At 33.1% G+C, this 14,363-nt stretch carries 13 protein-coding genes and 1 riboswitch; of the genes, 8 read left to right on the top strand and 5 right to left on the bottom strand.

Translation table 11 applies throughout. The features are described from left to right. The first annotated feature begins 50 nt into the window (after window positions 1-50). A riboswitch (cobalamin riboswitch) is annotated at window positions 51-254 on the top strand. 26 nt (window positions 255-280) lie between these two features. Both P0R33_RS16800 and P0R33_RS16795 read left to right on the top strand, forming a co-directional pair. Next, window positions 281-2,116: a TonB-dependent receptor gene (locus P0R33_RS16800; protein ID WP_276172341.1), complete on the top strand. Its 1,836-nt coding sequence runs from the start codon at window positions 281-283 to the stop codon at window positions 2,114-2,116. Window positions 2,117-2,120: 4 nt separating this feature from the next. Beyond that, on the top strand, window positions 2,121-3,152 hold the full coding sequence (locus tag P0R33_RS16795) for a DUF5074 domain-containing protein (RefSeq protein ID WP_276172340.1): 1,032 nt from the start codon (window positions 2,121-2,123) through the stop codon (window positions 3,150-3,152). A 69-nt stretch (window positions 3,153-3,221) separates the two neighbouring features. Here P0R33_RS16795 and P0R33_RS16790 read toward each other — a convergent pair whose 3' ends face one another. Then, window positions 3,222-4,667, bottom strand: a complete 1,446-nt coding sequence (locus P0R33_RS16790) for a S41 family peptidase (protein WP_276172339.1) — start codon at window positions 4,665-4,667, stop codon at window positions 3,222-3,224. A gap of 165 nt (window positions 4,668-4,832) precedes the next feature. Between P0R33_RS16790 and P0R33_RS16785 the strand changes: the two genes are divergently transcribed. Genes P0R33_RS16785 through P0R33_RS16770 form a run of 4 tightly spaced genes read left to right on the top strand, consistent with a single transcriptional unit; the run spans window position 4,833 to window position 6,876 of the window. Further along, window positions 4,833-5,342 carry a sigma-70 family RNA polymerase sigma factor gene (locus P0R33_RS16785; protein WP_276172338.1) on the top strand — a complete coding sequence of 170 codons (510 nt, stop codon included), beginning with the start codon at window positions 4,833-4,835 and terminating at the stop codon, window positions 5,340-5,342. Beyond that, window positions 5,329-5,790, top strand: coding sequence for a hypothetical protein (locus P0R33_RS16780; protein ID WP_276172337.1), 462 nt, complete (start codon window positions 5,329-5,331; stop codon window positions 5,788-5,790). The genes P0R33_RS16785 and P0R33_RS16780 overlap by 14 nt, the downstream gene beginning before the upstream one ends. Window positions 5,791-5,808: 18 nt before the next feature. Continuing rightward, complete coding sequence (locus P0R33_RS16775; protein WP_276172336.1) at window positions 5,809-6,336, top strand: DUF4252 domain-containing protein; 528 nt, start codon at window positions 5,809-5,811, stop codon at window positions 6,334-6,336. Further along, window positions 6,337-6,876 carry a DUF4252 domain-containing protein gene (locus P0R33_RS16770; RefSeq protein ID WP_276172335.1) on the top strand — a complete coding sequence of 180 codons (540 nt, stop codon included), beginning with the start codon at window positions 6,337-6,339 and terminating at the stop codon, window positions 6,874-6,876. A gap of 616 nt (window positions 6,877-7,492) precedes the next feature. On the opposite strand, the gene carB is transcribed toward P0R33_RS16770, so the two are convergent. Next, window positions 7,493-10,348, bottom strand: a complete 2,856-nt coding sequence (gene carB, locus P0R33_RS16765) for a carbamoyl-phosphate synthase large subunit (protein ID WP_276172334.1) — start codon at window positions 10,346-10,348, stop codon at window positions 7,493-7,495. 145 nt (window positions 10,349-10,493) lie between these two features. Continuing rightward, on the bottom strand, window positions 10,494-10,655 hold the full coding sequence (rpmH, locus tag P0R33_RS16760) for a 50S ribosomal protein L34 (RefSeq protein WP_008464848.1): 162 nt from the start codon (window positions 10,653-10,655) through the stop codon (window positions 10,494-10,496). A gap of 169 nt (window positions 10,656-10,824) precedes the next feature. Between rpmH and P0R33_RS16755 the strand changes: the two genes are divergently transcribed. Continuing rightward, a complete protein-coding gene (locus P0R33_RS16755; protein ID WP_276172333.1) occupies window positions 10,825-11,340 on the top strand; it encodes a DUF2892 domain-containing protein in 516 nt (171 codons plus the stop codon). 344 nt (window positions 11,341-11,684) lie between these two features. On the opposite strand, the gene P0R33_RS16750 is transcribed toward P0R33_RS16755, so the two are convergent. Continuing rightward, window positions 11,685-12,344 carry an alpha/beta hydrolase gene (locus tag P0R33_RS16750; RefSeq protein WP_276172332.1) on the bottom strand — a complete coding sequence of 220 codons (660 nt, stop codon included), beginning with the start codon at window positions 12,342-12,344 and terminating at the stop codon, window positions 11,685-11,687. A gap of 287 nt (window positions 12,345-12,631) precedes the next feature. Here P0R33_RS16750 and P0R33_RS16745 point away from each other — a divergent pair, with 287 nt between their 5' ends. Further along, window positions 12,632-12,934, top strand: a complete 303-nt coding sequence (locus P0R33_RS16745) for an N-acetyltransferase (RefSeq protein ID WP_276172331.1) — start codon at window positions 12,632-12,634, stop codon at window positions 12,932-12,934. Here the strand turns inward: P0R33_RS16745 and P0R33_RS16740 are convergent. Next, complete coding sequence (locus P0R33_RS16740; protein WP_276172330.1) at window positions 12,931-14,361, bottom strand: anion permease; 1,431 nt, start codon at window positions 14,359-14,361, stop codon at window positions 12,931-12,933. The genes P0R33_RS16745 and P0R33_RS16740 overlap by 4 nt on opposite strands. Between the last annotated feature and the right edge of the window lie 2 nt (window positions 14,362-14,363).

The following is a 14,363-nucleotide window of genomic DNA, read 5'->3' as shown; positions in this document are numbered from 1 at the left end:
ATTAAGCCTTAAAAGTGAAACAAATTTGAATATTCAATAATTTTAACTTTATCTTTGCAGAAAATTAAGGTTGTGTTTTTATTAAACACATTAAAAGGGAATCAAGTAAATTCTTGAGCTGTACCCGCAACTGTAAGCTTAGTTCTAAAACGAATGCTTGTTGTAAACTACAAAACCACTGTCCCGCCATGCGGTATGGGAAGGTAAACAACAAGACGCAAGCCAGGAGACCTGCCTTTGTAACTAATATCGAGCTCTCGGGAAAAAGAGTGTAGAAATTATGACTATAAAACTAAGGTTTGCTTTTTGTTTACTGTTATTGTGCCAAAGTATTTTGGCGCAGAATGATTCTATTAATAAACTGAAAGAAGTTGTTGTTTCTGACAATAATCTTAAGAATTTCTCTAATACGCAATCTATACAAAGGTTAAGCGATTCCATTATAAGCAAAAACCAATCTTCATTAACTTCCCTTTTAAATTATAATACTGTAATCTATTTTAAAGAAAATGGATTAGGAATGACTTCTTCACCTTCGTTTAGAGGAACTACTTCTCAACAGACTGTAGTAGTCTGGAATGGAATAAATATCAACTCTCAGTTATTAGGACAAGCGGATTTTAATACTATTTCGACACGAGGATTCAATTCTATAGATGTAAAAGCAGGCGGAGGAAGTGTTGTTTACGGAAGCGGTGCAATTGGAGGAACGATCCATTTAAATAATGATTTGAAATTTACAGATACATTCAAAAATGACTTTCAAATTTATTACGGAGAATTCAATACTTTAAGTGCAATTTATGGAATCACCGCAGCGACCAAAAAATGGAGTTTTGATGCAAGTTTTACCAGAAATAGCTCTGACAACGATTTCAAATTTGTTGGCCAAGAAGTTTGGAACAAAAACGGACAATACTACAATAACACTCTTGATGCAGCCATTGGTTATAAGATAAATGACAAAAATAGCATCAAATTTTATAGTGAAATATATGATGGAGAACGTCACTTTTCTCTAACATCGCCAAATGCAACCAAAACAAAATACCAAGATTACAATACTCGTAATTTATTAACATGGAGCAGTTCTTTTAGCAATTTAAATTCAAATGTGAGACTTGCTTATATAACAGAACATTACAATTATTTTGAAGACATCAATCTAGACGGATATACTTCTGGTGGAGTAAAAAGTTTCATCGGAAAATATGATCTAGATTACACGATCTCTTCTACTATGAAGATAAGCACCATTTTAGATTATACCAAAAACGACGGACTTGGTTCTGGTATTGGAAAAAGTACACGTCAAATTGGTGGCGCAAGTTTATTATGGAAACATTCGCTTACAGAAAAATGGAATTATGAAATGAGTGCTAGAAAAGAAGTTTCAGATGTTTATAAAAGTCCGATTCTTTTCTCTGTTGGTTCACGTTATAATTTTTCAGATTTCTATAAGCTTAAATTTAACTTTTCGAGAAATTTCAGAATTCCAACCTTTAATGATTTATATTGGGAAGGAAGCGGAAATCCGGATTTAAAACCAGAAAGTTCGTTTCAGGCAGAAATTGGAAATGAATTTACCTATAAAGATTTTCGAATGACCGTTACGGCATACGGAATGAAGATTAAAGACATGATTCGTTGGCTGCCAAACAATACCGGAAATTGGTCTCCAGAAAACACAGACAGAGTTACAATTTATGGTGCTGAAGCACTTTTAGGATGGAAAAAAAGTTTTGGCAAAAACACCTTCGATTTTAGCGGTACTTATGCTTACACCGTTTCATTAGACGACAGAACTGACAAACAGCTTTTTTACGTGCCTTATCATAAATTAACTGGCTCTTTATCCTATTATTACAAGAAACTTTCTGCCTATTATCAGATTATGTATACGGGCGAAATTTTTACAACATCAGATAATAATCCGAAATACATACTTGACGCTTATAATGTTTCTAACATTGGTGTTGACTATAATTTTAGCAAGAAAAACATTTTCAAATTAGGCGTTAAGGCGGCTAATCTTTGGAATGAAAAATATGAAGCTCTCCCTAGCCGATTTATGCCTGGGCGAAATTTAACTATTTATTTAAACCTTAATTATTAAAAACATGAAATTAAAAAATCTTTATTTAGGAATTATTGCCTCTGCATTTTTATTTGCTTCTTGTAGCAGCGATAATGATGACAACGACGTTGCGTTAGGTGTTTATGACAATGGTGTGCTTATTTTAAATGAAGGAAATTTTGGAACTCCTAATGCATCAGTTTCTTACGTTTCGAATGATTTGGCTACTTTTCAAAATGATATTTTCAAATTAGTAAATACGCCAATGGTTTTAGGAGATGTTGCTCAATCAATGTCTTTTAGCAATGAAAAAGCTTTTATTGTAGTAAACAATTCTAATGAAGTAGAAGTGGTAAACCGTTATACTTTTAAAAGTTTGGGTACAATTACCGAAAAACTTCAAAACCCACGTTACAGTGTTGTTGTAAATGACAAATTATATGTAACAAATTCAATTTCTCAAGCTGTTACCGTTTATGATGCAAAAACTTATGCTTACATAACTTCAATTGCATTAGGAAAAACTGCTGAAAAAATTATTGCTGCAAACGGAAAAATTTATGTAACAAATGCAGCTTACGGAAACGGAAGTGAAGTTACTGTTATTAGCCCTTCAGCAAATGCTGTGACTAAAACCATCACATTAGAAAATGGTATTAATTCTATTGAAGAGAACAATGGATCTGTATACGTATTAGCAGGAACTAGCGCTAAAAGTAAATTATTTAAAATTAATACTTCTACAGATACTGCAACATCTTTCGAATCGACTACAGTAAAAAATGCAATCAACATGGATATTGATGGAGATAAAATCTATTATACTCAAGGAACTGGCGTTTATGCAATTAACTTATCTGCAACAGCATTTTCAGACAAAGCTTTATTTTCTGTAAAAGATAGCAGCTGGTCTACTTTTTATGGTTTTGGCGTAATCGATGGCAGAATTTATTCTGGTGATGCAAACGCATTTACTTCAGACGGAACGGTTACTGTATATTCTTCAACTGGAACAGTATTAAAAACATTAACTGTTGGCGTAGGACCAAACGGTTTTTATTCTAACAATAATTAGAATTAATTTATTTTTTTGGAATAAAAAAGGCTTTCATTTCTGAAAGCCTTTTTTTATATCTAAATTTTCTTAGAATACTTTTGGAGCAGTTTTAAGATACATACCGTGTCTTAATCCGTTTAAGATTTTAGAATCTGTTACATAAGGACGTAAAGGCTCTGAATCTGTTTGGATTTTCTTAGCTGCATTTCCAGTAATTTTAGAAATTGCATTACTAAGCAACGGCTCTGTAGTTTCTCCTAAAACACCATAATTAAGAACCGATTCATATTGTTGGTAAGTCGGAACTAAACCTTGCGTGTAATCTCCAAAATTAACAGAGTTTGTAATTTTAAGAACCAAAGGCTGCATCGCATATTTATGATTTGGATTGATTCCTTTTTTAGTTGTCAAAGTTTCTGAATCATAAACAGTAAAAGATCCAACATTTTTTCCAACTGTAGTCTCTCCGATTTGAACAACATTAATGTACGGTTTTAATCCGTTGATGATTAATTCACTTGCAGAAGCTGTACTTGCCGTTGTAATAACGTAAACAGTTGTCATATTCAAGCTGTTTAAATTTTTAACGAATCTAACGTTTAAATCTTCCAAATCAGCTGTACTAAGACCTTGCATTTGTTTGCTGTTGAATGTCATTTTAGAAAAAATCTGCGTATCGAATTGTCCCGTAATCATACTAGCCAATTTCGCAGATGTTGCAATAGATCCTCCTCCATTATAACGAAGATCTAAAATAAAATCTGTAACTCCTTGCCCTTTCAATGTACCAAAAGCTTGATTCAATCTATCGTCATATTCAGAATAGAAACCATTATACATTAAATAACCAATTTTATGACTTCCAGAAGTAATTACTTTATTAATGAAAATTGGGTTTTCTTCTAAAACAGTTTTTGTTAAAGCAACTGATTTTCCATTCAAAACAAAAGCGCTTCCGTTGTAATCAGCTAAATTTAATGTGTAAGTATCTTTACCTATTAACTCTTGATAATTAGAAACAGTAAGTTTGGTTCCGTTAATGCTCGTAAACAAATCACCACGTTTGATTGCTTTAGTTGAAGCATCTGAATTTGGAATAATATATCGAACATAACCAACCAAATCATTTGATCCTGAAGCCACTCGGCTTAATCTGAAATCTACTCCATTGTTTTTTGAGATTCCGCTTAATTCTTGTTCCAAAACAGTATAATCGTCAACAATCCAGCTAAAACGGTCAATTGCATCTCCGTTTGGATATTTACTTTCTGGTTTATTCAATAAATCTTCAAATAAATCTTCTGGTTTTGCATAACCTTTTAAGAAATTATTAAAGTCATTTTCAGTTGCAAAACGATTGTCTGCTAAATTTGGAACATCTGCCTGCCATAAATAAACTTCGTTTAGTCCTTTCCAGATAAAACTATTAATCTGTACATCTGCTGGAGCGGCTACATCGTCATTATCCTCACATGACTGCAAAGAAAAAGCGACTAAAAAAAGAAAAAGAGCACTCTTTAAAATTGTTTTCATATCATTTAAGTATCTTAGTAGTATACTGTAAAAGTAGCATCTTTAGTATTAGCTTGGTCACAAAAGCAGTATTTTTTTTACATATAAAAAAAATATTTTTTTGTTGTAACAAATCTAATTGTGCCTCGTCTTGAATATATAAGCTAACGATTAACCATCAGATTAATGAACCAAGTTGTATTTATAGAATTAATAAATCCTTTTAAAGACAAAGTTTTTCGTCTGGCAAAAAGATTGCTTACAAGTACTGAAGAGGCCGAAGATGCCACTCAGGAAGTAATGGTCAAATTATGGAATAAAAAGGATAATCTGGAAAGTTACAATAGTGTTGAAGCACTCGCCATGACGATGACCAAAAACTATTGTTTAGATCAGTTAAAATCTAAAAGAGCCAGTAATCTTCAAATCGTTCATAACAATTTTACAGACCGTGAGCCTCAATTAGACAAAAAGCTTGAAGATGAAAATAGTTTAGAATGGGTTGAAAAAATAATAAACGAACTGCCTGAACAAATGCAGTTATTAATTCAGCTTCGAGATGTAGAACAATATGAATTTGAGGAAATTGCAAAAATTGTCAATATGAATGAAACGGCAATACGAGTTGCACTTTCGAGAGCGAGAAAAAAAATTAGAGAATCAATGACAAATACACACCTTTATGGAACCAAATAAAATAGAAGATATATTAGAAAAATACTTTCAGGGAGAAACTTCTATTGCTGAAGAAAATCAATTAAAAGAATACTTTTCTTCGCCAAATGTTGCGCAGCATTTGGAGCAATACAAACCAATGTTTGGCTATTTCTCTCAGGCAAAAGAACAGAAGTCGACGTATGAGATTCCACTACAATCTAAAAAACGCAACGTAGCGTGGTTATCGATTGCAGCTTCAGCTGTTGTTTTGCTCGGAATTGGAACTTACTTTTTTGTGAGCGAACAAAAAGATACTACTGCAGTAGCTTCGCAAACAGAATTAGGAACCTACCAAGATCCCGAAGAAGCGCTAAAAGCAACTCAAAAAGCTTTAGCATTATTATCAAACAATGTTAATGTAGGTATTGAAAGTGTACAGTACATTAAAGAATATGAACAATCAAAAAACAAAGTCTTTAAACAGTAATTAAAAAATAAAACAATCATGAAAAATTTCATCATAACTTTAGTATTCGCATTCGTTACAAATGTTTTTTATGCACAAGGTGCTTTTGACAAATTTGACGGTCTAGACGATGTAACGTCTGTAATTGTAAATAAAAAAATGTTCGATTTAATGAGCAAAGTAAAAGCTGATAATCAGGACAAAGAAACACAGCAATATATCAATCTGATTAAAAAATTAGATTACTTAAAAGTCTTTACCACAAAAAATCCTAAGATCGAAGCCGACATGAAAGCTTCTGCAGACAAATACATTAAAACAGCTGGTCTTGAAGAATTAATGAGAGTAAATGACAGCGGTAAAAATGTCAAAATAATGGTTAAATCTGGCGCAAGCGACACACAAATTAAAGAGTTATTAATGTTTGTAGATGGCGCTAAAAACGACGAGACGGTTTTACTATCTTTAACTGGTAATTTTGATTTGAATGAAATTTCAGTTTTAACAGATAAAATGAATCTTCCTGGAGGTCCAGACCTAAAGAAAGCTTCTAAAGGCAAAAAATAAATGAAAGCAAAAATTTTCACCTTAGCACTTATAGCTTTACTAACTTTAGGAAGCTGTAATTCTGAACCAACACTGCAAAAATATTTTGTTGAGAATTCGGAGAAAAAAGACTTTATTGCTTTGGATGTTTCTCCAAACATCCTGAATGTTGACAAAGCAAAATTATCTGCGGAACAAAACGAAGCATTAAATTCGTTTGATAAAATGAATATTATCGCTTTTAAAGCAGATAAAAGTAATCAAGCGCAGTTTGAAACAGAAAGAACCAAAGTAAAAGCCATTTTAAAAGATCCGAAATATCAGGAATTAATGAAGTTTGGTTCTGGCAAAGATGGTGCTTCTGTAAGCTATGTTGGAAGTGACGATAATATAAAAGAGTTTGTCATTTTTGCAAACAGAAAAGAAAACGGTTTTGCTGTAGTTAGAGTTTTAGGCGAAGATATGAATCCGAATAATATTATGACTTTAATGTCAGTTTTACAAAAATCAAAAATTGATATGGAGCAATTGAAACCTTTACAAGAATTGCTTAAAAAATAATATCTTACTTTTTATAATTTAAAAGCTCCAATAATTTTGGAGTTTTTTTTTACCCCAATATAATTTGTAAGATTTTTTGTATTTTTAAAACCGTAAATTATTAAAATGCAAGAGCTATGGAAAAAACATTTTACGACTTCAATATAAACTTCTTAATATGGCAGATTATAAACATTGCCTTTTGGATTTTCGTAATTTATTTGCTTTATAAAGTTTATAAAAAAAAAAAAGTTCAAAAAATTAATTCACTTTTTTTTAAAATATCATTACACACAGCATATCTGTAGAGACGCACCGCAGTGCGTCTTATGCGCAACAGAAATGAATATTGGACGTAGACGCACTGCAGTGCGCCTCTACAGAAAATTGGAATGAATTTTAAAATCAACATAAACAAAAAAAACAATTTATTTATACCATTTCGATCAAAAAAATCACGCACAGCATATTTGTAGAGACGCACTGCAGTGCGTCTTATGTGCAACAGAAATGAATATTGGACGTAGACGCACTGCGGTGCACCTCTACAGATAATTGGGATGAATTTCAATTAACACATAAAAACAAAAAAGCTCCAATTTACATTGGAGCCTTTCTTTTATAATAGAATCTGAGATTATTTACTCAAATACATTTTTCTTCTAGAGTACAATTCGTAGAATTGATCATCTTTTAAATCATCAATAAACAAGATACTTTCTCCTGTTGATTTCATTTCTGGTCCTAACGCTTTGTTTACGTTCGGGAATTTGCTGAAAGAGAAAACTGGTTGTTTGATTGCATAACCGTTTAATTGTGGGTTGAAATCAAAATCAGTTACTTTATTGTGGCCTAACATTACTTTTGTAGCGTAGTTTACATAAGGCTCCCCATAAGCTTTTGCAATAAACGGAACCGTTCTTGACGCTCTTGGGTTTGCCTCAATGATGTAAACCGTATCATCTTTAATTGCAAACTGAATGTTGATTAAACCAACCGTTTTTAAAGCTCTTGCAATTTTAAGCGTATGATCTTTAATTTGCTGCATTACAAATTCTCCTAAGTTGAAAGGAGGCAATGTTGCATTACTATCTCCAGAGTGAACTCCACAAGGCTCGATGTGCTCCATAATTCCGATGATGTAAACATTTCCATCAGCATCACAGATTGCATCAGCTTCAGCTTCGATTGCTCCGGCTAAATAGTGATCTAGTAATAATTTGTTTCCTGGAATTGCTTTCAATAAATCGATAACGTGCTCTTCAAGCTCTTTTTTGTTGATTACAATTTTCATTCCCTGACCTCCTAATACATAAGAAGGACGAATTAAAAGTGGAAAATCTAAAGTATCAGCTAATTTTGAAGCTTCATCAGCCGTTTCAGCGATTCCGAATCTTGGGAAAGGAATGTTTAATTCCGTCAATAAGTCTGAGAATCTTCCTCTGTCTTCTGCTAAGTCAAGTGCATCAAAACTAGTTCCGATAATTTTTACTCCATATTTAGAAAGCTTATCCGCTAATTTAAGAGCTGTTTGTCCTCCTAACTGAACGATTACACCTTCTGGTTTTTCATGTTGAATGATGTCATAAATATGCTCCCAGAAAACTGGCTCAAAGTATAATTTATCAGCCGTATCAAAGTCTGTAGAAACCGTTTCAGGATTACAGTTAATCATGATTGTTTCGTAACCGCATTCTTTAGCAGCTAAAACTCCGTGTACACAAGAATAATCAAATTCGATTCCTTGTCCGATTCTGTTTGGTCCAGAACCTAAAACGATCACTTTCTTTCTATCAGTAAGGATACTTTCGTTATCTACATAACGCTCTCCGTTTGTTTTTTCGATTTCTGCCTCAAAAGTTGAGTAGTAATAAGGTGTTTTAGCTTTAAACTCAGCCGCACAAGTATCTACTAATTTGAATACACGGTTGATGTTCATGTCCATACGTAAAGCGTGAACTTCACTTTCTAAACAACTCATCATGTGCGCTAATTGTCTATCTGCAAAACCTTTTTGTTTTGCCTCAAGCAATAATTCTTTAGGAAGATCAGAAACTTTGTAATTTGAGATTTCTTTTTCTAAAGTATAAAGCTCTTCGTATTGTTTTAAGAACCACATATCGATTCTTGTAATTTCGTGAATTGTACTCAACGGAATTCCCATTGCAATTGCATCGTAGATTACAAAAACACGATCCCAGCTTGCATAAGTTAATTTCTCAATGATTTGCTCGTAATCTTTATATCCTTTTCCATCAGCACCTAAACCGTTTCTCTTAATCTCTAAAGATTGAGTTGCTTTGTGAAGCGCTTCTTGGAAAGAACGTCCGATTCCCATAACCTCACCTACAGATTTCATCTGAAGACCTAAAGTTCTGTCTGAACCTTCAAATTTATCGAAGTTCCAACGTGGTATTTTTACGATTACGTAATCTAAAGTCGGTTCGAAAAGAGCCGAAGTAGATTTTGTAATTTGATTTTGTAATTCATCTAAGTTGTATCCTAATGCTAATTTCGAAGCGATTTTAGCAATTGGATAACCCGTTGCTTTTGATGCTAAAGCAGAAGAACGAGATACACGAGGGTTAATCTCGATAGCTACGATATCTTCTTTTTCGTCTGGCGAAACTGCGAATTGCACGTTACATCCTCCAGCAAAATTTCCGATACTTCTCATCATTAAGATAGCATAGTCACGTAATTTTTGGAAAGTTGTATCAGATAATGTCATCGCTGGCGCAACTGTAATCGAATCTCCAGTGTGGATTCCCATTGGATCCATATTTTCGATAGAACAGATAATTACAACGTTGTCATTTTTATCTCTTAAAAGCTCTAACTCGTATTCTTTCCATCCCATCAAAGCTTTGTCAATCAAAACTTCGTGAATTGGAGAAGCTTCAAGTCCGCGCGTTAAAAGCTCATCAAAATCTTCTTTTTTATAAACAACCGCTGCTCCAGTTCCTCCTAGTGTAAACGAAGGACGAATTACAAGCGGGAAACCAAATTCTTGTGCAATTTCTTTTCCTTCTAAGTAAGAAGTAGCCGTTTTTGCAGGTGCAGTTGGAACATTTATTCTTTCTAAAAGCTGTTTAAATTGCTCTCTATCTTCAGTAATATTAATTGCATTAACATCAACACCGATTAATCTTACCCCGAAATCTTGCCAGATTCCTTTTTCTTCAGCTTCCAAACACAAGTTCAAAGCAGTCTGTCCTCCCATTGTTGGTAAAACTGCATCAATTTGTGGATGTTCCTTAAGAATTTCAATAATCGATTTTGTAGTTAAAGGTTTCAAATAAATATGATCCGCCATCGATGGGTCTGTCATAATTGTCGCTGGATTTGAGTTAATCAAGATAACCTCAATTCCTTCTTCACGAATCGAACGAGCAGATTGAGACCCTGCATAATCGAATTCGCAAGCTTGACCAATAACAATAGGTCCTGAACCTATAATTAAAACTGATTTTATTGATGTGTCTTTAGGCATTTTGTATGTATTGTGTAGTTATTTAAGATTTTAAAAAACTTTTCTAGTGTACTAAAAACTAGAAAGTTGAGAAAATTTTTACCGACAAGGTATAAAAAAAGGCGATACTAAAAAAGTAATCGCCTTATGTATGTTTATACAAACATTATTTTTTGTGTCTAGGCTCGCTAGAAACAGTTAATTTATGTCTTCCTTTTGCTCTTCTACGCGCTAGAACTTTTCTTCCATTCGCAGAAGCCATTCTGTCCATAAATCCGTGCTTATTTCTTCTTTTTCTTTTCGATGGTTGAAATGTTCTTTTGCTCATTGCTTTGTATCTTTAAAAATGGTATCTATTAACTCTTTATTTTGGCTTTGGATATCGTTATTCAAAAACCGAGTGCAAATATACAAAGACTTTTTTTTCTGGCAAGCACTTTTATAAAAATATTTTTAATTCCTTTTACTATCTTTGCAATCACAAATTTACATTAATTATGTTTCACAAAAATATTAAACTTATTTTGGCCGGACTTCTAGTGGTAGCGGGCATTTGGCAATTTACAGAAAGTAATATCGGGAATGGCATATTCCTTATCTTATTGACTGCAATTCCAATTTTTCTTTATTTTAAAAACGAATTTATCCTTTTAGCTTTCCTTAAATTAAGAAAACAAGACTTTGAAGGCGCTAATAAATGGTTATCATATATCAAAAATCCAGAAGGTGCTTTAGTTAGAAAACAACAAGGATACTTAAATTACCTTCAAGGTATTATGTTATCTCAAACTAATATTAACCAAGCGGAGAAACATTTCAAAAAAGCAATCGAACTTGGACTATCAATGGATATGGATTTGGCTGTAGCTAAATTAAACCTTGCTGGTGTTGCAATGTCACGCAGAAGAAAACTAGAAGCGACGAATTTATTAAACGAAGCTAAAAAGTTAGATAAACAAGGTATGCTGAAAGAGCAAATCACGATGATGAAAGAACAAATGAAGAAAATCTAAATTTTCTTTAAATTATAATATTGAAAATCCCAAATTCTAAAAAAAGAGTTTGGGATTTTTCATTTTAGATTGTTGACTTTAGCTTTTAGATTTTTTTTAACTGAAGATTTCCATATAGTTTGTCATACCGAGGAACGAGGGTATGAAACTCCGCAAAGTAAATTACCAATCTTTGTCGAACTACCTGCGAAGATTTCTCCCTACGGTCGAAATGACAAGATTGCGTGCTTTCAGATACACCTTTGTCAAAGTTTTAAACTTTGACAAAGATTACAAATCCTCAGAGTATTGGAATTTGGACTCGAGCGATAGCGAACTGGCGAAGCAATTTAAAAATTGGAATTTTAATCTTCCATTATAATAGAAGGCAAATTCTCATTCAGCCATTTGTACTTATTAAGGATCATAATATGGGTTCCTCCTTTTACCAAAATGCATTTATCAATATATTTAATCGGAAAAACATCATCTTTATCACCGTGAATATGAATTACATTTTCGTCGATTTTATCTCTTTCCCATAGAATTACGCTTTCTACAGCCCATTGCAAATAACCTAAATCGCGAACAGATAAAAATTTCTCGTACAATTTTATTCTTTTATTGACTTTTTCTCCAAAAGAAAATTTAGCTAATTTCTCTACATTCAAAATCAGTTGCATCGGAATGAGTTTGTAAGCTTTTGTTCTCTTCCCTATTTTCATTCTTCTCGGAAATTCTAAATTGCTTCGAACGCTCGATATAATAATGACTTTTCGTGTTTTTATATGTTTGGAAATTTCCTGCACCAGAATTCCTCCAAAAGAAACACCAATCAAAACTGGATTTTCATCTTTTATTTTTTCACTAATTCGAAGTGCGTAATCTGATAGAGATTCTTTTTGTTTTGGAATTTCCCATTCTAAAAGATGTGTTTCAAAAATAGTTTCATCCAATTTTATTCTTTCAAAAATAGATGAACTTGCTGCCAAACCTGGCATAAAATAAACTGGAATTTTACTCATAACATTCAAATGAAATTACCATTGCGATATTTATTAAAAAAATAAAGTTACTTTTTTTAATCTCATGATAATCAAATTTCAGACCGAATTGTAGTATCAAACCAAAAAAATCAAATTAGAAACAATTGTTTAAAGCACACATCTTAAAAAAATAATTCGATATTGAAAATCAAATGATTACCTTTGTATTTCGGAATTTTTCTGTTTTAAAATGTTATAAAGAATTTTCTCTCAGAATATTTCGTTTCCCAAATTCACTATTTACCAATAATCTTAAGAAACAAATTATGGAAGCTTCTGCAACTATGGAAATCAAAGACAATACTTTTGCGCGCCAATTTGAAACTGTAATTCCTGAAGGAATGCTAGCAGTTGAATATTCATTTCAAGAAAAGAAAATCTTTTTGACAAAAATCAATAAACCCGAATCATACGAAAATGAAGAAATAATAAATACTTTACTTAAAAATGTTTTGGATTTAAGTGCAGAGAAAAACTATAGAGTTGTTCCTATTCATCCAAAAATTGTTTCGTTTTTCAAAAAAAATCCTAGATACAAAGAACTTCTTCCTCCGGGAATTAGAATCTAAAAATCTCCAATAACACGGAGCCACAATCCTCCTATTACCATATAAATAAAGAGCATAACCAATCCTGTTATAAGTCCTTTTACCCACCAGCTCTTTAAATCTACGTAACCGCTCCCAAAAAACACGGGTGCCGGACCGTGACCATAATGCGTTAAAGTTCCGTACAAAGAACCTATAAATCCTAGCATAAAAGCCAACAATAAACCTGGAATTCCAAGCGAAATTCCAACACCAAGAAGCGCCGCGTACATTGCAGCTACGTGCGCAGTCGCACTCGCAAAAAGGTAATGACTAAAGAAATAAACCAAAACTATTATCGGAAAAGCCATTTGCCAGCTTAATCCGCCAATTTTTGCTTTTACCAAATCGCTAAACCATGCAATAAAACCTAATTCGTTGAGCGAACTTGCCATCATCACTAAAACTGAAAACCAAACTATTGTGTCCCAAGCTCCTTTTTCAGCTTTTACATCATCCCAAGTTAAAACTGAAGTTAAAAGTAAAATCACCAATCCAATAAACGCTGTTGTTGTGGCATCAATAGAGAATAAATCGCCAGTCATCCAAAGAAAAAGCAAAATGAAAAATGTCAAGAGCATCATCCATTCGTTTCTTGTTATTGCTCCCATTTCTTTTAGTTTTTGAGCCGCAATCTGCGGAGCATCACCAGTCTTTTTTAATTCTGGCGGATAAATTTTATACAATACGAACGGAATTACAAAAAATGCACATAACCCTGGCACAATTGCCGCTGCCGCCCAAGACATCCAAGTGATTTTAATGCCTAAATTCAAAGCAAATTTTTGACACATCGGATTACTTGCTGTTCCTGTTAAAAACATTGAGGATGCAATCAAATTCATATTATAACTATTTAGAGTTAAATAAGAACCTAATTTCCTATGTGTTTCGGGCTGATCTGGCATAGAACCAAAACTCATCGACATGGATTTCATAATTGGATAAATTATTCCTCCTCCTCTTGCTGTATTACTCGGAACAGCTGGCGCTAGAACCAAATCTGCCAATCCTAAACCGTAAGCTAACCCTAAAGAGCTTTTTCCGAATATTCTAATAAATAGAAATGCGATTCTGTTTCCTAAACCCGTCTTTATAAAACCTCTGGCAATAAAAAACGAAATTCCGATAAGCCAGATTACTTTATCTCCAAATCCTTTTAATGCCAATGTTATTGATTTACCTGGATCTCCTGGCGCTAAAACTTGCGTAAAAGCCGTTAAAGCAATTGCAATCATACACATGGTTCCCATCGGAGCTGCTTTTAAAATAATTCCTAGAATTGTAGCAACAAAAATGGCAAACAAGTGCCAAGCCTCTGCAACAACACCATTTGGAGCTGGAATAAGCCAAATTGCAATTCCAACAGCAAGTGTAATCAAGGTTTGAGGAATCTGTACTTCTTTCATAA

The sequence above is a fragment of the Flavobacterium sp. YJ01 genome, assembly GCF_029320955.1.
In the GTDB taxonomy this organism is placed as follows: Bacteria; Bacteroidota; Bacteroidia; order Flavobacteriales; family Flavobacteriaceae; genus Flavobacterium.
The sequence above is the reverse complement of the archived record's forward strand: the minus strand, read 5'-3'. Positions and strand labels throughout refer to the sequence as shown.